The organism is Micromonospora sp. WMMD964 (genome assembly GCF_029581455.1).
Classification (GTDB): Bacteria; Actinomycetota; Actinomycetes; order Mycobacteriales; family Micromonosporaceae; genus Micromonospora.
On the sequence record NZ_CP120860.1, the window covers coordinates 4,748,626 to 4,768,025 of the forward strand.

Annotated in this window: 18 protein-coding genes and 1 riboswitch; of the genes, 12 read left to right on the plus strand and 6 right to left on the minus strand. The window is 73.7% G+C overall.

Annotated features, from left to right (window positions below):
• Positions 1-3 precede the first annotated feature (3 nt).
• Complete coding sequence (gene cobN / locus O7616_RS21885; protein WP_282303691.1) at positions 4-3,672, minus strand: cobaltochelatase subunit CobN; 3,669 nt, start codon at positions 3,670-3,672, stop codon at positions 4-6.
• Positions 3,673-3,953: 281 nt separating this feature from the next.
• Positions 3,954-4,083: riboswitch (cobalamin riboswitch) on the minus strand.
• Positions 4,084-4,424: 341 nt separating this feature from the next.
• On the opposite strand from cobN, the gene O7616_RS21890 reads away from it, so the two are divergent.
• Entirely contained in the window at positions 4,425-5,141 is a 717-nt protein-coding gene (locus O7616_RS21890; protein WP_282303692.1) for an MBL fold metallo-hydrolase, read from the plus strand.
• A gap of 11 nt (positions 5,142-5,152) precedes the next feature.
• Here O7616_RS21890 and O7616_RS21895 read toward each other — a convergent pair whose 3' ends face one another.
• The gene (locus O7616_RS21895) at positions 5,153-5,488 is read right to left on the minus strand and encodes a hypothetical protein (protein ID WP_282303693.1); all 336 of its coding nucleotides are present in this window, start codon (positions 5,486-5,488) and stop codon (positions 5,153-5,155) included.
• A 126-nt stretch (positions 5,489-5,614) separates the two neighbouring features.
• Between O7616_RS21895 and O7616_RS21900 the strand changes: the two genes are divergently transcribed.
• The 4 genes from O7616_RS21900 to O7616_RS21915 all read left to right on the plus strand — a co-directional run bounded on the left by O7616_RS21900 (position 5,615) and on the right by O7616_RS21915 (position 8,157).
• Positions 5,615-6,190 (plus strand): RNA polymerase sigma factor, encoded by a 576-nt coding sequence (locus tag O7616_RS21900; protein ID WP_282303694.1) that lies wholly within the window; start codon positions 5,615-5,617, stop codon positions 6,188-6,190.
• Positions 6,183-6,893, plus strand: a complete 711-nt coding sequence (locus O7616_RS21905; RefSeq protein ID WP_282303695.1) for a hypothetical protein — start codon at positions 6,183-6,185, stop codon at positions 6,891-6,893. Before O7616_RS21900 ends, O7616_RS21905 begins: the two co-directional genes overlap by 8 nt.
• A gap of 64 nt (positions 6,894-6,957) precedes the next feature.
• Positions 6,958-7,461, plus strand: a complete 504-nt coding sequence (locus O7616_RS21910; RefSeq protein ID WP_282303696.1) for a hypothetical protein — start codon at positions 6,958-6,960, stop codon at positions 7,459-7,461.
• A 27-nt stretch (positions 7,462-7,488) separates the two neighbouring features.
• Entirely contained in the window at positions 7,489-8,157 is a 669-nt protein-coding gene (locus tag O7616_RS21915; protein WP_282303697.1) for a hypothetical protein, read from the plus strand.
• Positions 8,158-8,258: 101 nt separating this feature from the next.
• Here O7616_RS21915 and O7616_RS21920 read toward each other — a convergent pair whose 3' ends face one another.
• Positions 8,259-9,155, minus strand: a complete 897-nt coding sequence (locus tag O7616_RS21920) for an aldo/keto reductase (RefSeq protein WP_282303698.1) — start codon at positions 9,153-9,155, stop codon at positions 8,259-8,261.
• A gap of 73 nt (positions 9,156-9,228) precedes the next feature.
• The gene (locus tag O7616_RS21925) at positions 9,229-10,521 is read right to left on the minus strand and encodes an MFS transporter (protein ID WP_282303699.1); all 1,293 of its coding nucleotides are present in this window, start codon (positions 10,519-10,521) and stop codon (positions 9,229-9,231) included.
• A 120-nt stretch (positions 10,522-10,641) separates the two neighbouring features.
• Between O7616_RS21925 and O7616_RS21930 the strand changes: the two genes are divergently transcribed.
• Positions 10,642-11,628: a LacI family DNA-binding transcriptional regulator gene (locus tag O7616_RS21930; protein WP_282303700.1), complete on the plus strand. Its 987-nt coding sequence runs from the start codon at positions 10,642-10,644 to the stop codon at positions 11,626-11,628.
• Positions 11,629-11,803: 175 nt separating this feature from the next.
• Here O7616_RS21930 and O7616_RS21935 read toward each other — a convergent pair whose 3' ends face one another.
• Entirely contained in the window at positions 11,804-12,928 is a 1,125-nt protein-coding gene (locus O7616_RS21935) for an FUSC family protein (RefSeq protein WP_282303701.1), read from the minus strand.
• A 539-nt stretch (positions 12,929-13,467) separates the two neighbouring features.
• The gene (locus tag O7616_RS21940) at positions 13,468-14,097 is read right to left on the minus strand and encodes a TetR/AcrR family transcriptional regulator (protein WP_282303702.1); all 630 of its coding nucleotides are present in this window, start codon (positions 14,095-14,097) and stop codon (positions 13,468-13,470) included.
• Positions 14,098-14,165: 68 nt separating this feature from the next.
• Here O7616_RS21940 and O7616_RS21945 point away from each other — a divergent pair, with 68 nt between their 5' ends.
• The 6 genes from O7616_RS21945 to O7616_RS21970 all read left to right on the plus strand — a co-directional run bounded on the left by O7616_RS21945 (position 14,166) and on the right by O7616_RS21970 (position 19,399).
• The gene (locus O7616_RS21945; RefSeq protein WP_282303703.1) at positions 14,166-15,329 is read left to right on the plus strand and encodes an FAD-dependent oxidoreductase; all 1,164 of its coding nucleotides are present in this window, start codon (positions 14,166-14,168) and stop codon (positions 15,327-15,329) included.
• A gap of 209 nt (positions 15,330-15,538) precedes the next feature.
• Positions 15,539-16,312, plus strand: coding sequence for a DUF3153 domain-containing protein (locus O7616_RS21950; protein ID WP_282303704.1), 774 nt, complete (start codon positions 15,539-15,541; stop codon positions 16,310-16,312).
• 145 nt (positions 16,313-16,457) lie between these two features.
• On the plus strand, positions 16,458-16,802 hold the full coding sequence (locus O7616_RS21955) for a hypothetical protein (RefSeq protein WP_282259214.1): 345 nt from the start codon (positions 16,458-16,460) through the stop codon (positions 16,800-16,802).
• Between the two features lie 11 nt (positions 16,803-16,813).
• Entirely contained in the window at positions 16,814-17,422 is a 609-nt protein-coding gene (locus O7616_RS21960) for a glycine zipper family protein (protein ID WP_282303705.1), read from the plus strand.
• The gene (locus O7616_RS21965; RefSeq protein WP_282303706.1) at positions 17,419-18,117 is read left to right on the plus strand and encodes a carboxypeptidase-like regulatory domain-containing protein; all 699 of its coding nucleotides are present in this window, start codon (positions 17,419-17,421) and stop codon (positions 18,115-18,117) included. Before O7616_RS21960 ends, O7616_RS21965 begins: the two co-directional genes overlap by 4 nt.
• 22 nt (positions 18,118-18,139) lie before the next feature.
• On the plus strand, positions 18,140-19,399 hold the full coding sequence (locus tag O7616_RS21970; RefSeq protein ID WP_282259211.1) for a phage tail sheath subtilisin-like domain-containing protein: 1,260 nt from the start codon (positions 18,140-18,142) through the stop codon (positions 19,397-19,399).
• The last annotated feature ends 1 nt before the right edge of the window (position 19,400 follow it).

Genomic DNA, 19,400 nt, shown 5'->3' on the forward strand with positions numbered 1-19,400 from the left:
CGCTCACAGCCGGTCCTCCAGGTCGCCCTCGCTGGCCAGATACGTGTCGCGCAGCCGGTCCAGGGTGGCCGGTTCGGGTTTCGCCCACAGCCCCCGGTCGGCGGCCTCCAACAGCCGCTCGGTGATGCCGCGCAGCGCCCACGGGTTGGACTGCTCCAGGAACTCCCGGGTGGTCTCGTCGAACAGGTACGCGGCGGCCAGGTGCTCGTACATCCAGTCGTCGACCACACCGGCCGTGGCGTCGTAGCCGAACAGGTAGTCCACGGTGGCCGCCAGCTCGAACGCGCCCTTGTAGCCGTGCCGGCGCATCGCGGCGATCCACTTCGGGTTGACCACCCGGGCCCGGAACACCCGCCGGGTCTCCTCGCCCAGGGTGCGGGTCCGCACGTCGTGCGGCATCGCCGAGTCACCCACGTACGCCTGCGGTGCCGCGCCGGTGAGGTGGCGGACCATGGCCACCATCCCGCCGTGGTACTGGAAGTAGTCGTCGGAGTCGACGATGTCGTGCTCGCGGGTGTCCTGGTTCTTCACCGCCACCGCGATCCGGGCGAAGGAGCGTTCCATGTCGGCGCGCGCCTCCCGCCCGTCCAGGCCCCGGCCGTAGGCGTAGCCGCCCCACACCGCGTACACCTCGGCGAGGTCCGCGTCGCTGCGCCAGGTCCGGGCGTCGATCAACGGCAGCAGCCCGGCGCCGTACGCCCCGGGCTTCGACCCGAAGATCCGGGCGGTGGCCCGCCGCTCGTCGCCGTGCTCGGCGAGGTCGGCGGCGACGTGCGCACGCAGGTAGTTGTCCTCGTCCGGCTCGTCCAGGGCCGCGACCCGCCGCACGGCGTCGTCGAGCAACGCCACCACGTGCGGGAACGCGTCGCGGAAGAAGCCGGAGATGCGCACCGTGACGTCGACGCGGGGCCGACCCAGCTCGGCGGTGGGCACCACCTCGACGCCGGTGACCCGCCGGGACCGGTCGTCCCAGACCGGGCGGCAGCCCAGCAGCGCGAGCACCTCGGCGATGTCGTCGCCCTGGGTGCGCATCGCGCTGGTGCCCCACACGGTCAACCCCACCGAGCGGGGGTACGCGCCGGTGTCGGCGAGGTGCCGGGCCAGCAGGGAGTCCGCGAGGGCCACCCCGACGTCCCAGGCGTTGCGGCTGGGGATGGCCTTCGGGTCGACGGAGTAGAAGTTGCGGCCGGTGGGCAGCACGTTGACCAGGCCCCGGGTGGGTGAACCGGACGGGCCGGGCGGCACGAACCGGCCGTCCAGCGCGCCGAGGGTGTTGGTCAGCTCGTCGGTGGTGCGGTCCAGCCGGGGCACCAGTTCGGTGGCGGCGAAGCGCAGCACCGCGGCGACGTCCGGGATCGGCCGGCCGGTCACCTCCGCGACCACCGCGTCGGCGGTGTCGGCGTCCCAGCCGAGCGTCTCCATGCCGACGACCAGCCGCCGGGCGAGGGCCTCGAGCAGGTCGACCGCGTCGGCGGCGGTGCCGGCCGGTCCGTCCACCGTGTCGGTCAGCGCGCTGGGCAGCGCCAGCCGCTGTCCCGGTGACGCGAGCAGCTCCTGTTCGTCGAGGGAGTAGGCGGCGGCGAGGGCCTGCCGCAGGCCGGGCAGGGCGTGGGCGCCGCCCCAGATCTGGGGGGCGCGCAGCACGGCGAGGACGAGGTTGACGCGGGGCTCCCCGGTGGGCGCGTCGGCGAGGATGTGCAGGCCGTCGCGGATCTGCACGTCCTTGACCTCGCACAGGTACCCGTCGAGGTGCAGCACGAAGTCGTCGAAGTCGTCCGCGTCGGGCATCGCCTCGGCGTGCAGGTCGTGGTGCAGTTCGGCGGTACGCACCAGGTCCCAGATCTGGGCCCGCACGGTGGGCACCTTGGCCGGGTCGAGGGCCTGCACCGTCGCGTACTCGTCGAGCAGTTGTTCCAGTTTGGCCAGGTCGCCGTAGGTCTCGGCGCGGGCCATCGGCGGCACCAGGTGGTCGATGACCACGGCGTGCGCCCGCCGCTTGGCCTGGGTGCCCTCGCCGGGGTCGTTGACGATGAACGGGTAGACCAGCGGCAGGTCGCCGAGGACCGCGTCGGGCGCGCAGTCGGCGGCCAGACCGAGGCCCTTGCCGGGCAGCCATTCGAGGGTGCCGTGCTTGCCCAGGTGCACCACGGCGTCCGCGCCGAAGCCGCCGTCGGCGACGGGCGCGGCCAACCAGCGGTACGCGGCCAGGTAGTGGTGACTCGGCGGCAGGTCCGGGTCGTGGTAGATGGCGATCGGGTTCTCCCCGAACCCGCGTGGCGGCTGGATCAGCAGCACCACGTTGCCGAAGCGCAGACCGGCGAGCACGATGTCCCCGCCGTCGGTGTACAGCTCGCCGGGCGGCTCACCCCAGTGTTCCCGCATCCGCTCGCGCAGCTCGGTCGGGACCTGGTCGAACCACCGCCGGTACGTGTCCCCCGGTATGCGGGCCTCGGCGGCGGCCAACTGCTCCGGGGTGAGCCACTCCACGTCGTGCCCACCGGCGGCGATCAGCGCGTGGATCAACGCGTCCCCGTCGGTGGGCGGCGGCGCGTCGCCCAGGTCGTAGCCGTCCTCGGCCAGCGCGGCGAGCAGCCGGACCGCCGAGACCGGGGTGTCCAGCCCGACCGCGTTGCCGACCCGGGAGTGCTTCGTGGGGTACGAGCTGAGCACCACGGCGACCCGCTTGTCCGGGTTGGGCAGGTACCGCAGCCGGGCGTGACGCACCGCGATCCCGGCGACCCGGGCGGCTCGCTCGGGATCGGCGGCGTAGACCGAGAGGCCGTCCGAGTCGATCTGCTTGAACGAGAACGGCACGGTGATGATCCGGCCGTCGAACTCGGGGATGGCCACCTGCATCGCGGCGTCCAACGGGGACAGCCCGGCGTCGCTGTCGGCCCACTGCTTCCGGGTGCTGGTCAGGCAGAGCGCCTGGATGATCGGCACCTCCAGGGCGGCCAGGGCCCCGACGTCCCAGGCGTCCTCGTCGCCGCCCCCGGACGCGTCCGCGGCGACGGCGCCGCCCGCCGCGAGGACGGTGACCAGCAGGGCGTCGCAGCGGGCGAAGAGCCCGAGCGGGCCGGCCCCGGTGGTCAGCCCGCGCAGCGAGCCGCAGAAGATCGGCAGCGGGTTGCCGCCGGCCGCGCGGACCGCGTCCGCGAGCACGTCGACGAATCCGGTGTTACCGGCGAGGGCGTGCGCCCGGTAGAAGACGATCCCGACGGTGGGCTGCTCCGGATTCGTGGGGTACTCACGGTGGACGCCGTACGTCGGGGTGGGTGCGGGCGGGGCGAACCCCTCACCGGTGAGCAGCACCGTGTCGGAGAGGAACCGGGCCAGCTGCCCCAGGTTGCCCGGGCCGCCCTCGACCAGGTACGCCAGCGCCTGCGTGACCACCCCGGACGGCACTGTGGAGACGGCCATCAGCTCCGCGTCGGGCAGCGCCTCACCGCCGAGCACGACGGTCGGCACGCCGGTTTCGAGCACCGCCGCGAGACCGTCCGGCCACGCCTGTCGACCGCCGAGCAGGCGTACGACGACGAGGTTCACGCCGTCGAGCAGGGCGGGCACGTCGTCGGCGGCGACCCGGGCGGGGTTGGCCAGCCGGTAGTCGGCGCCGCTGGCGCGGGCGGCCAGCAGGTCGGTGTCGGCGGTGGATAGCAACAGGATGCGCACGGCAGGCTCCGGTGAGTGACGCCCCGGCCACCACGTGGGTGACCGCGACGATGCGGGGGGGGGTGCGGCGTCAGCCGGTACGCCGGCGGGGCGGTCGGCTCGCGAGCGCGAGCGGCGGGCCCGGCCGGCGGCGGGTGCTCAGCTCAGCGGGGCGTGACCGGTCGCGGGCGCGGCGAAGCTCCCACCGCGCGGGTTACGACGACAGTCGTCGATGAATGAGACGCCGTGCGTCATCGGGTCCTCCTCGGGTGTCCACGCCCTGGGGTACGTCCCGACGGCCGAAGTATCCTGGCTTCCGGATCGACGCTCTCCCCCGGCCTTCCAACCGCAGACACACGGCCGTGACTCACGAGGGGGGATCACTCCCCGGTGACAGTGGCGGGACCGCGTCGGAATCGCACCGACTTCCTTCACTGCCGTCAGGCCGCGAATGCTGCCACACCCCTCCGCCGCGGGTCAACGCCGGTCCAGACCCGCCCGGCGGGCTGCGCAGATCGACATTCGGCGATCACCGGGGCCGCGGCTACGCGCGTTTCAGTACCTCGGATCAATGCTTCGCGTCCTTTGCTCTGCATACCTATAGGCACCGGGCACGGAGCGTCACCGGCGCATATGGATATGCAGAGCAAAGGACGGCCGTACCTGCCCTGGCCTGCGCCGATCGTCCGGCGGGACGGCGCTGGGCGACCCGCTCGCCTAGGATCGGCGGACGCCACACCAGCGTCCGCGATCAATCCCGGAGGTCGATCACCATGGTCGCGCCGCAGTTCCACCACCTGGCCGGCCGGGTCTGGCTCTGTCCGGGCGATCCCGACCCGGATGCGGTCCAGGCGAGCGTCGCCCTCGTGGCCGACGAACGCGGCAGTGTGATGATCGACGCTGGGCAGAGCCCCTCGCACGCCCGCGAGATCCAGGCCGCGCTCGCCGCGGCCGGGCTACCGCGGCCACGCTGGCTCGTCTACACCCACCACCACTGGGACCACGTCTGGGGCGCCTGCGCGTGGCCCGACGTGGAGATCGTCGGGCACGAGGCGGCCGTGCCGCTGCTGCGCGCCGAGGCCGCCCGGCCGTGGAGCCACCACTACCTGGACGAGCAGGTACGCGCCGACCCTCGCCTCGGCCCGAGCTTCCGGGCGCGGGCACGGGCGGTGGCCTCCTGGGAGGACTTCACCGTCCTGCCACCCACCCGGACCTTCACCGACGTCGAGGAGTTGCCGGTGGGGGTGCACCTGCGGCACGTCGGGGGTGGGCACGCGCCGGACTCGACAGTCGTTCTCGTGCCCGACTCGGGCGTCATGCTGTTGGGCGACTGCTTCTACCCGCCACCGGCACACCTGCGCCGACCCGAAGACGGCCCCGACCTGGGCCTGGTCCGCCGACTACTCGACGACGGCTACCTCTGGTACGTCTCCAGCCACGCCGAGCCGATGACCGCCGAGCAGGCCCGCTCAGCCGTCGGGGACGCCTGAGCCGGCGGGTCTCAGCGGGCGTGGCGCTCCGGGTGGGCCCTGCTCCAGGTCCGCATCCGTTCCGGGTAGCCGGTGCGCGCCGCCTCGTACAGCGGCACCGCGTGCTTGCGGGCGATCGCCCCCGCCGCGCGAGGCGTACCGGTGCGACGGCGGATCCACTCACCGTCGTGCGCGATCGCCACCACCGTGGTGTCCGTCGCGGTGGTCTCCGGCTCCAGGTAGAACTCCACGCCCCGCTTGTCGACGACGAACGCCTCCAGCGCCGCGAGGTCCTCGCGGGTCGCCTCCCGGTCCAGCTTCGTCGGAGTCGTCCCGGCACCCCGTGCCCGGCGGTTGAACCAGCCCATGTCCAGCCCCTCTCCTCGACACCTCCTCCAGTGCAGCACCGGATCCTGGCAATACGCTGCACGTCCGATGGGAGCAACCTGACCCGCGCCGGGTGGAACCCGCGACGCGTGAGCGGTGTCATGAGGGTGATCCGAACGGAGGCTCCCCTGGACGACGACACTCTCGTCACCCGCGCTCGGGCCGGTGACCTGGAGGCGTACGACCTCCTGGTCGCCCGGCACACCGCGTCCGCGTACCGGACGGCGGTGCTGCTCGGTGCGGGTTCGGACTCCGAGGACGTCACGCAGGAGGCGTTCGTGAAGGCGTACCGCAAGCTGTCCCGTTACCGGGGCGAGTCGTCCTTCCGGTCGTGGCTGCTCGCGATCGTCGCCAACGAGACCCGCAACCTGCACCGGTCCCGGGGCCGACGCGACGGGCTCGTCCTGCGGGCGGCGGCGGCGGACCCGACGTCCGAGGTCGCCGAGGACGAAGCGGTCGGCGCGGTCCTCGCCGGGGAGCGCCGGGAGGCACTGGTACGGGCGCTGCGGCGACTGCCGGTACGGGACCGTGAGGTGATCGTGTGCCGGTTCTTCCTCGATCTCAGCGAGGAGGAGACGGTGGCGGCACTGGGTTGGCCCCGGGGGACGGTGAAGTCACGTACATCCCGGGCGTTGGCGAAGCTTCGCGGCCTTCTCGACCGGGAGGAGGTCCGACATGGGTGACCTCGAACGGGAGTTGCGCGAGCTGTCCGCCTGGCTGGACACACCCGAGCCGCCCGACGTGACCGGCGGTGTCCGCGTACGGCTCGACCGGCCCCGGTGGCGGTGGCGCCCGCTCGCCGCGGCGGCGTCGGTCGCCCTCCTGGTCGCGCTGGTGCCGCCGACCCGGGCCGCCGTCGCGGACGCCGTCGCCGGGCTGCTGCGTTTCGCCGGGGTCGGCATCGCCACCTCACCCGCCCCGACGCTGCCCGGCGGCACCCCGTCGCCGTTGCCCGCGCAGCGGACCGCGGACCTGGCGGAAGCCCAACGGGCGGTGCGGTTCCCGATCCGCCTGCCGGCGTCGTTGGGTACGCCCGAGCAGGTGCTGGTGGCCGACCCCGACGCGGCGGGCGTCTGCCGGGTGGCGACGCTGCTCTACGACGGGGGCACGCTGCGGGTCGACGCGTTCGACGGTCGCCTCAACCTGGCCTTCCACAAGGAGGTCACCCCGCCGGGGGCGGAGTGGACGCAGGTCGACGGTGACTTCGCCGTCTGGGTCGACGGGCCACACGTGCTGTCGTACGTGGACCGCACGGGCGAGGTCCGCGAGGAGACCGCCCGACTGGCCGCCTCGACGCTGATCTGGCAGGACGCCGACGTGAGCTACCGGCTCGAAGGGTCGCTCAGCAAGGCCGACGCGATCGAGATCGCCCGCTCACTGCGGTAGGAACCCGGCGGGCCCGGCCGGTGTCCTGAACATGCGACGAGTCGACGCGCACTGGAGGGGTGAGATGGGTGCACAGGACAGGTTGATGGTGGCGGCGTCGGTGGTCCTGCTGGTGGGGTGCACGACCACGAGCAGCGGCGGAACGGCCGCGCCGACGAGCGCCGACGCCACCGCGGCGAGGGCCTGCGCGACGCGGGTCGAGACGGGGTCGCTGCCGGACTGGGCGGACGCCGGTTTCAGCGGGGACGCACGGGTCCCGCACGTCTTCGGGGCGAAGGGTGACATCGTGGCGGTGCTGTTCGCCCACCCGCTGCGGCAGCACCGCGAGGACGGGTCGAACAACAAGATCCTGTGGGTGGCCCAGGCCTCCACGATCTCGCCCGACCCGACGGCACCGGCCACGCTGGTGATCACCGCGACGCTGGACGGCACCGACACCACTGTCACCCGTGAGGTCGCCGGCGGGCCCGGTCCGTCGATCATCGACGTGCCCCAGGCCGGTTGCTGGCGCCTCGACCTGCGCTGGTCCGGGCACACCGACACGATGAACCTGGTCTACGCGCCGTGAACGCACGGGCCGCCTAGGCTGCCGGGCGTGCTGAAGGACCCACGGGCGGCGGCGGCCCGCGACAACGCCGGGTGGTGCGACATCGTCTGCCGCAGCCACGGGCTGACCGGCCGTACCGACGGTGACGCCTGGTCGGTCCCCCGCCGCTCGCCGCCGTGGTACCCGGACGCGGTCACGGTGCGGCCGGGCGTCGACGCCGAGGCCCTGCTGGCCCGCATCGACGCGGGGCCCGGCGCGACGGTGAAGGACAGCTTCGCCGACCTCGACCTGTCCGGGTACGGCTTCCGGGTGCTCTTCGACGCCCAGTGGATCCACCGCCCTGCGGCGGAACGGCCGGCCGAGGCCGCCCTCACCCCGGTCACCACGCCCGACGAGTTGGTGGCCTGGGCGGCAGCTCACGGCGGCGGGGACCTGTTCCGCCCCGCACTCCTGGACCACCCGCGGGTACGGGTGCTCGCCCGTCCCGACGACAGCGGCGTGATCACCGGCGGCGCGGTACTCAGCGGCGACGGGGGCGTCTACGGCGTCTCCAACCTGTTCACCCACGCCGACGACCCCCGGGCCGTCTGGCGCGCGGTGTGCGCCACAGTGCCCGACGCGCCGCTGGTCGGCTACGAAACCACCCCGGACCTGACCCCCGCCCGGCAGGCAGGCTTCCTCCCCACCGGCCCGCTACGGGTCTGGGTCAACGACTGATCCCCGCCCCGCCCCACCTCGTTGATCATGAAGTTAGCGGTACGAAACGTCGTAATCGGTGACGCCAACTTCACGATCGACGAGGCTGAGGGGGTGGACGGTCAAGGGAGACGGGTCAGGTCTTCGGGGGTGAGGCGCAGGGCTCCGGCGGCGATGTTCTGTTCCAGGTGGTGTGGGTCCGCGGTGCCGGGGATGGCCAGCACGTGTGGGCCCTGGTGCAGGGTCCACGCCAGGCGTACCTGGTGCCCGGTGACGCCGTGCGCGCGGGCGACGGCCTCGACCGCAGCGGTCTGCGCGGCGCTCGCGCCCGCCTCCCGGCCGGTGCCGGCGAGTGCGAAGAACGGCACGTAGGCGATGCCCCGCTCACCGCAGAGCCGAACGACGTCGTCCTGCTCCCGGTAGGCGTCCACCCCGTAGTTGTTCTGCACGCAGACCACCGGCGCGATGCCCGCCACCTCGTCGAGCTGCTCGGGCCGGACGTTGGAGAGCCCGAGGTGCCGGATCAGCCCGGCGGCACGCAGGTCGGCCAGCGCGCCGAACCGGTCGGCCGGCGGCACCTCGCCGGGCCCCCGCCCCAGGCGCAGGTTGACCACGTCGAGGTGGTCGCGACCGAGCCGACGCAGATTCTCCTCCACCTGGGCGCGCAACTGCGCCGGGGTGAACGCCTCGGTGAAGCCCGCCTCCGGGTCGTACCCGAAGCCGACCTTGGTGGCGATGACCAGATCCTCGGGGTACGGGGCGAGCGCCGCGCGGATCAGCTCGGTGGCGTAGCGGGCCGGGCCGGTGCCGACCCGCAGGGTTCCGCCGGGCGAGACGTAGAACGCGGCCGTGTCGATGTGGTCGACGCCCAGCTCGACGGCGCGGCGCAGCAGCGCGACGGCCCGGGCCGGGTCGGGGTCGGCGGTGATCCGCATGGAACCGAAGCCCATCCGGCGCACGGTGCGGTCGCCCAGTGCCCAGGTGCCCGCGGCTGCGGCGGTGATCTCGTCGGTTGGCATCGGGCGACCCTAACCAGCCCGGGTACACGGCGCAGTCGGCCACGCACCCGATACCGCTCGACGGCGTGCTGGGTTAGTTTTCACTGGCGGACGCAACGGCGTGCGGCGGGCGCAGCACCGGCACCAGCAGCAGGGTCGGCAGCAGCAGCAGCGGCACCACCAGCAGCGCCCGCAGGGTCCCGACCTGGTCGCCGAGCAGGCCCAGCAGCGGAGGGCCACCGAGGAACGCGGTGTAGCCGATCACCGCGACGACGCTCACCCGCACCGCCGCGTGCGCCTCGTCGTCGGCGGCGGCGCTCATTCCGACCGGGAAGCCCAGCGACGCGCCGAGGCCCCACAGCGCGACGCCGACGACGGCCACCGGTCCGGAGCCGGCCAGTACGGCCAGGCCGGCGCCGACCACGGCGAGCCCGATGGTGCCGCTGAGCACCGGCACCCGCCCCCACCGGTCCAGCGCGATGGTGCCGACGGTGCGCCCGACGGTCATGCCCACGACGAAGACCGCGAAGACCGCCGCGCCGGCGGCCTCGCTCAGGTCTCGTCCGTCGATGAACGCGACGGCCAGCCAGTCGTTGGCGGCTCCCTCGGTGAACGCCGCCACCAGCACGAACAGCCCGATCAGCAGGGTGCGCGGCTCCCGCCAGGCGGCGAGTTGCGCCCGACGGCGGGCAGCCGGGGTGGCGTCCGCCGGGTCGCCGGTGGGGTCGACGCCCAGGGGCAGGTACGTCCGGGCGGCGAGCACCGTGCCGACCAACACGACGACCGCCACCGCGACGAGGTGCGTGCCGACCGGCACGTCGAAGCGGGCCGCCCCGGCCCCGAGCGCCGCTCCCGCCACCGAGCCGAGGCTCCACCCCGCGTGGAAGCGAGGCATGATCGTGCGGCCCAGCCGCCGCTCCACCGCCGCGCCCTCGACGTTCATCGCCACGTCGCAGGCGCCGGAGCCGTAGCCGAAGGCGACGAGGCCCACGGCGACGACGGCGAACGACCCGGTCATCGTGGCGCCCAGCCCCGCCACGGTCAGGCCGACAGCGACCACCCCGGTCGCCAGGGCGACGGTGCGGGCCGCGCCGAGTCGCTGGGCGAGCAGCCCGGCGGTGGGCATGGCGAGCAGCGCGCCGACGCTCATCGCCAGCAGCAGCAGCCCGAGCCGGCCGGCGGAGAGGTCCAACGCCTCGCGGACCGCCGGCACCCGGGAGAACCAACTGCCGACGGCGAGCCCGTTGAGGGTGAAGGTGACCGCGACGCCGTTGCGGGCGAGCAGCACCGCCCGTGCGGACGGTGGTGCGGCGGCCGGGGCTACGGGTCGACTGGTGGGGGCGCTCACGGGGGTGGTCCTCTTCCTCGGGGTGATCTCCTGGCACATCGCACACCTGAGAGCGCTACCACCGCAACCGGCGACCGCCCCTTACCGCCGGTGTGCCCGGCGGGGCATGATGTGAGCAGGCGTTTGTCCGACCGGGCGGGCCGCCGCGGGGAGGCGACGATGACGGCAGCGGCACAGCGGCCGGCAACTCTCGAGGACGTCGCGCGGGTCGCCGGGGTGTCCCGGTCCACCGCGTCGCGGGTGATCGCCGGGACGGGGTTCGCCTCGCCGTCGGCCCGGGAGCTGGTCGCGGCGGCGGTCGACCAGCTCGGCTACGTACCCAATCCGGCGGCCCGGGCACTGGTGCGCGGTGGCGGCGTACGGATGGTCGTGGCGGTGCTGGGCACCAGCGCGGCGGTGCTGGACGACCCGTACGTGCAACAGGTCGTCGGTTCGGCCGCGCGGGTGTGCACGCCCGCCGGTGTCGGCGTGGCGTTGCAGTGGCTGCCGCTCGGCGACCCGGGCGGGCTGGCCCAGCTCGACGATCGCAGCGTGTGCGGGGTCATCCTGGTCAATACCACCGAGGACTTGCTGGAGGCGGTGCCCCGGTCGTTGCGTGGCCGGGTGGTCTCGATCGGCGTCGGCTCGGCGAGCGTGCCGTCGTTCGACGTGGACAACGTGGCCGGGTCCGGGGCGGTGCTACGCCACCTCTACGCCACGGGCCGACGCCGGATCGCCATGGTGGCCGGTCCCCGGTGGTTGCCCTGCGCCCAGCGCCCCGTGGAGACGTACCGGCGGCTGATGCGGCAGGCCGGCCTGCCGGAGCGGGTGCTGCCCGGGGACTTCACGGCGTCCTGCGGCCGGGCGGCGGCCGACGCGGCGCTGCGTCGGTGGCCGGACGTCGACGCGATCTACGCGATCAGCGACGACACCGCGCTCGGTGTGATCGCGGGTCTGCGGGACGCCGGTGTGCGGGTGCCCGACGACGTCGCGGTGGCCGGTTTCGACGACATCCCCCTGGCCGGACTGACCGCCCCGGCGCTGACCACGGCCAGCCACCCGGTGCGGCGGATCGCCGCCGCCGCGGCCGCCGCCCTGCTGGACGGACGACCGGCCGCGCCGGTGACCCTCTTCCCGTCCGACCTGGTGGCCCGGGCCAGCGCCTGACCGGCGGGCCCTGGTCAACGGGTCGGTGGGCTCGGCGGGCCCTGGTCAACGGGTCGGCGGGCTCGGCGGGCCCTGGTCGACGGGTCGGCGGGCTCGGCGGGCCCTGGTCGACGGGTCGGCGGCTCCGCGGGTCAGCGACCGGCGAGGCAGCGGCACGGTGGCTCGGCGGGCCTGGTCAGACGGCGGGAAGGCCGAGGGCTTCGTCGACGCGGGCCAGGACGGCGGCGTCGTCCTCCGGGTTGACGCCGCGCAGCAGGTCGATGGCTGTGGCCCGGACCTGCCCGATGATCATCGCGAGCGGGAGGGTCTGTGCGGTGCCGAAGAGCTGCCCGGCAATGTGCACGGCGGCGAGCGCCGACTCGTCGGCCCGGGCGGCGTGCCGGACGGCGACCTCCGCCTGCCCGTCCAGGTCGGCGGCGAGTGCGGCGCCGGCCTGCCGGACCGCCTCGGCGAGCGATCGTAGGGCGGCGCCCAGTTCGGGCGGCGTCGACGTGTGCAGGCGGCTGAGGGTGACGCCCGCACGGGCCAGCACCCGGACGTTGCGGACCGCGTAGTCGGTCTGGCGGATCGACTCGTCCACCGACCGCAACCGGCCGATGTGCCGACGTCGGCGGACGTGCAGTCGCAGCGCCTCCCCGGCGGCCAGCACCCCGTCGCGCAGACCGTCCACCCGGGCGTCCATGCCCCGCGCCCGCCGCAGGGCGGCGACGGCGGCGGCCTCGTCACCGTGGTCGAGGGCGTCGGCGATCCCGCCCAGCAGCCCGGCCAGCTCGTCGAAGGTCCGCCGCACCTCGGCGACCAGCGGAGCGAGGGGGTGGCGGGCGTCGACCAGCAGGCTGGCCGCGAGCGCGACCGCGCCCCCGATCAACGCGTCGACGAAGCGGAACGGCACCAACGTCCCGTCCGGTGGGGCGACCACCACCAGGTAGAGCGCCGAGACCGCGGCCTGCACGAGCGTCACGCCGGTGGCGCCGAAGGCCACCGCGAGGAGGACGGTGAGCAGGATGACGGTGAAGACCGTCCACGTGCTGCCCGGGCCGAGCGCCTGCACCACCAGGTCCGCGACGAGCACCCCGGCGGCGACACCGAGGACGACCTCGACGGCCCGACGAATGCGCTGCCCCCGGGCCTGACCGAGAACGATCAGCGCGGCGGCCGGTGCGAAGAAGGGTTGCGGGTGCCCGAGCAACCGGGTGGCCAGCAGCCAGGCCACCGTCGCCGCGACGGTGGCCTCCAGCACTGGCCGCCAACCGTGTCGCAGCCGCCCGCCGGCCGTCCGCAGGCCCCTGAACCGCATCATCACCCGATCTCTCCTACCCATGCCGACCGGCCCGCCGCACCCCGGCCTGAACCGCACGTCGCCGGCCCGCCGCAACCGCACGACAGGGTGCCGTCAATCCCCGGCGCCACCGCCAACGCACGCCACCCCACAGCTCGCCCCCGCACCGTGCCACTCGCCCCGCACCCTGCCGCCCGCATCCGCACCCCGTACCCTGCCGCCCGCACCCCGCCCGCACCCCGCACCCTGCCGCCCGCTCCGCCTTTGGAGCTGATGCCGCAAACGAATCGCGCGCGTGCCGCGAACGCATCGGGCGCGATGTCGTAAACGATTCAGCTCCAGAGGGCCGAACCGCAGCACCACACCGGCCGCCCACGGCGTTCCAAGGGTGATCGTCTCCCAGCCTGCTCACCGGGCTCCACGGCGCGCTTTCCCGGGGCCAGCGCGCCGATGTTCTCACCGGGCCCACCAGGCCGCGCCGGGTGGACCTGACCGGCCCGCGCGCCGACAGGCCGGCGCACCCGCCACGCCCGCGCAGCCACGCCCGCGCGCCGGTCGGGTCAGCTTCCGGTCAGGGCGCGCAGCAGCGTACGGACGGCGGTGCCCAGATCGGCGCGGCTGGCCGCACTGCCGGGCGGTGGGGCGGTGAGCGCGCCGGCGCCGACCAGCCGGTCGAAGAGCAACCCGTCCACGAACGCGACGAACTGGTCGCCCTGCCGGTCGGGGTCGGTCGCCCCGGCCCGGGCCAGCAGGTCCCGGGCCTGCACCCGCTGACCGGTGCCGTGGTGCAGGATGCCCCGCAGCTCGGGCCGGTGCACCGCCTCCAACAGGCAGGCGTACCGGGCCAGGGTCCGACTGCGCCCGACGCTCAGCCACCTGTCGAGCACCTCGGCGACGCCGGCGGCGAGCGCGTCGAGGGCGGCGCTGTCGAGCCGGGGCCCGGGCGTCGGGGGCGGCGGTTCGGTCGGCAGGTCGTACGCCGCCAGGTCGGCCCGGTCCCGGTCGGCGAGCCTCCCCACCACCGCCTCGATCAGCGCCTGTCGGGTGCGCAGGTACGCGGAGGTGGTGCCGGGGGGCATTCCAGCGCGGCCGTCGACCGCCCGGTGGGTCAGCGCTCGCATGCCACCGTCGGCGATCAGCTCGATGGCCGCGTCGGTCAGCAGCGCGATCCGGTTCGTCCGGGCCGTCACGGCACTCCCCCTTCTCCGAGGTCCGCAGGTAGTATCCTCCTTCTACAGGTGTAGAAAGGTGGAACGAGATGGACGACTCACACGCGGTGGTGGTGGGCGGCGGCATCGGCGGGTTGAGCGCGGCCCTCGCCCTGCACCGGCGCGGCTGGCGGGTCACCGTGCTGGAACGCGCCGCCGAGCTGCGCGAGGTCGGCGCCGGCCTGAGCCTGATGGCCAACGCCGTGCGGGGGCTGGACGCCCTCGGCCTCGGCCCGGCCCTGCGCGACGGCGGGCACGGCGAGGCACCCGGCGGGATCCGCGACCGGCACGGGCGGTGGCTGTCCCGGGTGGACGCCGGCGAGATGGTCCGACAATTGGGCACCACGGCGCTCGGCGTGCACCGGGCCACGCTGCACCGCACCCTGCGCGAGGCCCTGCCCGCCGCGTCCCTGCACACCGACGCCACCGTGGAGCACGTCGAGACCGACCCGGACCAGGCCGAGGTCCGCTACCGGCGGCCCGACGGCTCGCACACCCTCCGCGCCGACCTGGTGGTCGGGGCCGACGGCCTCCGCAGCCGGGTCCGCGCCCAGCTGTGGCCGCGACACCCCGGCCCGGTGTACGCGGGCTCGACCGCCTGGCGGGCGGCCATCGAGTTTCCCGACCCGGTCCCGGCCGCCATCACCTGGGGACCGGGCGCCGAGTTCGGCATGGTGCCGATCGGCGACGGGCGGCTCTACTGGTACGCCGCGGTGAACGCGCCACCCGGCGGCCACGCCCCCGACGAGTTGGCGGCTGTGCGGGAGCGCTTCGGCGACTGGCACGCCCCCATCCCGGCGCTGATGGCGGCGACCCCACCCGGAGTCGTCCTGCGCAACGACATCCATCACCTGGCCGTGCCGCTGCCCACGTACGTGCGGGGACGCGTCGCGCTCCTCGGCGACGCCGCCCACGCGATGACACCCAACCTCGGGCAGGGCGCCGGGCAGGCCATCGAGGACGCGGTGGTGCTGGGTGCCGTCTGCGCCGACGGCGCCGCCACGGTGCCCGCCGCGCTGGCCGCGTACGACGAGCAGCGTCGGCCGCGCAGTCAGAGCGTCGCCCGGGCCTCCTTCACCGCCGGCCGTTTCGGTCAGCAACTGCGCAACCCACTGGCCGTCGCGGTCCGGGACGGCGCGTTGCGGCTCACCCCGGCCCGAGCCGCCCTGCGGAGCATGGCCCGTTACGCCGACTGGAGACCTCCGGCGGGCTGAGCCGACCCGTGGCCGTCCGGCCGACCGCCGTCGCGGCACATCACGGCGGCGGCGAGGAATTGATCAACAATGGTGGCGCAACACTCCAGAATATTCATCGGGGCCGTCGGCGGCATCATTCGAAGGCGACAGCGCGCCCGTACAATCGGCGACTGTCTTGTGACCGATCGCTGACTGCCGGTGTGAAAGCGATCACACACACTGAGCCCATGAACAGGAGAGTCAACCGCGGTAAGGCACTCCGCGTCGCGGTGTGTCTCATTCTGCTCGCCGCGCTCAGCGGTTGCATGCAACTCAACATGGGTCTCACCGTCAACGCCGACGACACGGTCGACGGTCAACTGCTGCTGACGGCCCAGAAGCAGGTGTTGAGCGCGCGGAACAAGAACGTCCCGGCCGCCTTCGCGGAGCTGCGGCAGAGCATTCCCGCGCTGCCGGCCGGAGAAGAGACCATTTACCAGGACGACACTTTCTACGGCTCGCAGATCAGTTACCGCAGGGCACCGCTGGCCGGTTTCGACACGGAGAGCGTGAAACTGGTCCGGGACGGCGATCTCTACCGTTTCACACTGCCACTGGATCCGAAGAAATACGGCGCAAAGGTCACGCAACAGAATCCGCAGCAACAGCAGGCGTTCCTCAAACTCATGTCGTTCGAGATCTCGGTGACATTTCCCGGCCGCGTGATCGACAGCAACGGCACTGTCAACGGCCGTTCGGTGAGCTGGAAGGTCGACGCCAACCAGGACAAGCCGACCGAGCTGCGGGCCGTGGCCGAGGCGCCACCTCGACCGTCCGCCTCGCCGGCCGCCGCCGGCGACGACAGCGGGTTCCCCTGGTTGCTGGTCGGTGGCGGCGTACTCCTTCTGCTGCTGCTCGCCGCGGTGGGCGTACTCCTGTTGCGCCGCCGTCAGCCCACCGCGCCGGCTGCGCCCGGGCCGACCCCGCCGGGCCCGCCCGCCGGCGCCCCGGGGCCCGGCTGATCCACCCGGTGGCCGGCACCGCCGGCCGCGCCCGGCTCCGGCCGCCCCCGAGACGACGGCGACCGGCCCCGGTGCTCCCGGTGGGAGCACCGCACCTCACCACCACCACATCCCGGTCGCACCATCGCAGAAAAGGGGGATCGCCATGAACGATCTCTTCACCTGGGCAGCCCTGGGCAGCCTGGCCGGTGCCAGTGCCGCGACCCTGCTGGCCACCAACGTCATCGGCGGGCTCATCGGGCCCAGCGGAGACAAGCTTCGCAAGTGGATCGCCATCGGCATCGCGTTGCTGCTGTCCTACGTGACCGCGGCGTTCGCCGACGACGCCGGCGGCGAGAAGTGGATCATCGCGTTCTTCAACGCGCTGGTCATCTTCTCCGCCGCACTCGGCGTCAACCAGTTCCCGCCCGGCAACCGGCAGGCGACCCAGGCGTCGCCGACCCAGGTCGCGCAGAACCGCGAACCCCGTTTCATCCGCTCCTGGGTCTGAGAGGTGACGTCATGGTCTTCGGAATCCTCAGCGCGGCGGTCCAGGTCGTTCTCGGCGCCCTCTTCGGCTTCCTCGCCGGCGGCCCGATCGGGCTGCTGATCGGCGCGGCCGTCGGCGCGCTGGTCGGCGCGGTCTTCGGCTGGGCGGTGACCTCCGCCGGGGTGTACGCGCCGGACGCGCGCGGCATCTTCCTCTTCGTCGTCGACCACACCTGGAGCCTGCTCAACACGGTCGTCGGGGCCGTCTACCTGGCCGCACACCTGATCTTCGGGCACTCGCTGGACCGGCCCACCTCGGCCGGCAGCGGGCGGATCTGCGTGGTGGAGGGGGTCTCGCCCCGCTACGCCACCACCATCGGCACCGTCTGCGCCGGTGCCAGCTCGAGCATCCAACGGCACGAGGACGTGCACATCTTCCAGGGCCGCCTGCTCGGGCCGTTCTACATCCCGCTGGTCCTGGCGAACTACGTGCTGTTCACCATCGCCCCGGTGTGGTTGCTCTACCACGACCACACCAACGCCCCGATCAACCGGTTCACCAGGTACTTCGAGATCGGTGTCTACCCGCACGTGTGGAACGAGGCCATCGCGTACCGGATCCAGGGGACGCCGCCGCGATGAGCACCGATGGGCGCGGTCCGATCGAGACGGCCACCGCCGAGTTGGCCTCCTGGCTCACCAGCGCGGTGGGAGAGCCCGTCCCGGTCGGCCCGCCCCGCACCGACGGTGACGCTCCCGGGCTCACCGTCTGGCCGCTGGAGTTACGCCCGGCCCGGCAGACCCGGTCCAGCGGCGCGGTCCGCGAACCGTACCGGTTCACGGTCCGCTACCTGATCTGCGCGACCGGTCCGGCCGGGTTGCCCCGGCTGGACCGGGTGCTCACCGCCGCCACCACCGAGGGTGGTTACGCAGTCGTCCTGGAGGCCGGTGACCCACCACTCTGGACCGCGTTCGGCGCGGCGCCCCGCCCGGCGCTGCTGATCGACGTGCCCGCGCAGGTGGACCACCCGACCCCGTCCGCGCCGCCGGTCCGGCAACCGTTGCGACTGCGGCAACTCGGGGTGCACTCCCTCACCGGCCGGGTGGTCGGCCCCGAGGACCAACCCCTCGCCGCGATGCGGGTCGAACTCGCGGCCACCGGGTCCGCCACCCGCACCGACCCCGACGGCCGGTTCCTGATCGTCGGCGTCCCCCACGACCCCGAGCACCCGGGTCCGGTCCGGCTCCGGCTGACCGGCCGCGGCCTCGTCCTCACCGCCGACGTCGACCCCACCGAACCCGACCTCGTCATCGTCTGCGCGCCACCGACCCACTGACGCCCACCGCACAGGAGGACCGATGCCCAGCTACTTCTCCCCCGGCATCTATGTCGAGGAGGTCCCCAGCGGCGCCCGACCGATCGGCCCGGCGAGCACCAGCATCGCCGCGTTCGTCGGCGTCGCCCCGGACCGCTCCGCCCACCTGGGCAAGGCGGTGCCGGTCAACAACTGGACGGAGTTCCTGCGGCTCTTCGCCGGTGGTGAGCGGGTGGAGAGCACCCCGCTGGCCCGGGCGGTGTTCGGCTTCCTGGACAACGGGGGCGCCCGCTGCTGGGTGGTCAACGTCGGCGAGGGCGGCGCGATCACCGGCACCGGGCAGAAACGCGGTGGCCTGCAACTGCTGGAAGCCGTCGACGAGATCTCCATCATCGCCGCCCCCGGCTTCCACGACCCGGTGTCGCACGAGGCGCTGCTGAGCATGGCCGAACGCACCCGCACCATGGTGGCGATCTGCGACCCGGCGCCGGACATCGACGACATCTCCGCGTTGACCCGGGTCGCCACACCGTCCTCCGGCAAACCCCCCAAGCCCGACGGGGGTACGGGCGGCGGCGCGGGCGGCTCCGGCGGCGGCTCGGCCCAGCCGGGCGGCTCCGGCGGGCACGAGGGGGCGGCGTACCGGCCACGGCAGTCGGAGTTCGGGGCCTTCTACTACCCGTGGCTGCGGGTACGCGACCCGATCAGCGGCGAGTTGGAGCTGACGCCGCCGAGCGGGCACCTGGCGGGCATCTGGGCCCGCACCGACGCCCTGCGGGGCGTGCACAAGGCACCGGCCAACGAACCCGTACGCGGCGCCGTCGACCTGGGCTACCTGGTCACCCGACCGGAACACGACGTGCTCAACCCCAAGGGCGTCAACGTGATCCGGTACTTCGCCGGCGAGGGCATCCGCGTCTGGGGTGCCCGTACGCTCGCCGCCGAGGCCAGCGAGTGGCGCTACCTCAACGTACGGCGGCTGAGCATCGCCATCGAACAGGCCATCGCCAACGGCACCCGGTGGATGGTGTTCGAGCCCAACGACTTCACCCTCTGGCGCTCGATCCGGCGCGACATCGGGGCGTTCCTCACCCGGGTCTGGCGCGACGGCGCGCTGCTGGGGCGCAGCCCCGAGGAGGCGTTCTTCGTCAAGTGCGACGAGGAGACCAACCCGCCCGACGTACGCGACGCCGGCATGGTCATCGCCCACATCGGCATCGCCGTCGTCAAGCCCGCCGAATTCGTGGTGTTCAAGCTGAGCCAGTGGGCCGGCGGCACCGAGACCGAGACGATCGGAGGCTGAC

What these genes read in the sequence shown, in the direction of transcription:
- O7616_RS21890 (WP_282303692.1), top strand. Translation starts at nt 4,425, where the DNA reads ATGGTCGCGCCGCAGTTCCACCACCTGGCCGGCCGGGTCTGGCTCTGT.
- O7616_RS21895 (WP_282303693.1), bottom strand. Translation starts at nt 5,488, where the DNA reads ATGGGCTGGTTCAACCGCCGGGCACGGGGTGCCGGGACGACTCCGACG.
- O7616_RS21905 (WP_282303695.1), top strand. Translation starts at nt 6,183, where the DNA reads ATGGGTGACCTCGAACGGGAGTTGCGCGAGCTGTCCGCCTGGCTGGAC.
- O7616_RS21910 (WP_282303696.1), top strand. Translation starts at nt 6,958, where the DNA reads ATGGGTGCACAGGACAGGTTGATGGTGGCGGCGTCGGTGGTCCTGCTG.
- O7616_RS21920 (WP_282303698.1), bottom strand. Translation starts at nt 9,155, where the DNA reads ATGCCAACCGACGAGATCACCGCCGCAGCCGCGGGCACCTGGGCACTG.
- O7616_RS21925 (WP_282303699.1), bottom strand. Translation starts at nt 10,521, where the DNA reads ATGTGCCAGGAGATCACCCCGAGGAAGAGGACCACCCCCGTGAGCGCC.
- O7616_RS21930 (WP_282303700.1), top strand. Translation starts at nt 10,642, where the DNA reads ATGACGGCAGCGGCACAGCGGCCGGCAACTCTCGAGGACGTCGCGCGG.
- O7616_RS21935 (WP_282303701.1), bottom strand. Translation starts at nt 12,928, where the DNA reads ATGATGCGGTTCAGGGGCCTGCGGACGGCCGGCGGGCGGCTGCGACAC.
- O7616_RS21945 (WP_282303703.1), top strand. Translation starts at nt 14,166, where the DNA reads ATGGACGACTCACACGCGGTGGTGGTGGGCGGCGGCATCGGCGGGTTG.
- O7616_RS21950 (WP_282303704.1), top strand. Translation starts at nt 15,539, where the DNA reads ATGAACAGGAGAGTCAACCGCGGTAAGGCACTCCGCGTCGCGGTGTGT.
- O7616_RS21955 (WP_282259214.1), top strand. Translation starts at nt 16,458, where the DNA reads ATGAACGATCTCTTCACCTGGGCAGCCCTGGGCAGCCTGGCCGGTGCC.
- O7616_RS21960 (WP_282303705.1), top strand. Translation starts at nt 16,814, where the DNA reads ATGGTCTTCGGAATCCTCAGCGCGGCGGTCCAGGTCGTTCTCGGCGCC.
- O7616_RS21965 (WP_282303706.1), top strand. Translation starts at nt 17,419, where the DNA reads ATGAGCACCGATGGGCGCGGTCCGATCGAGACGGCCACCGCCGAGTTG.
- O7616_RS21970 (WP_282259211.1), top strand. Translation starts at nt 18,140, where the DNA reads ATGCCCAGCTACTTCTCCCCCGGCATCTATGTCGAGGAGGTCCCCAGC.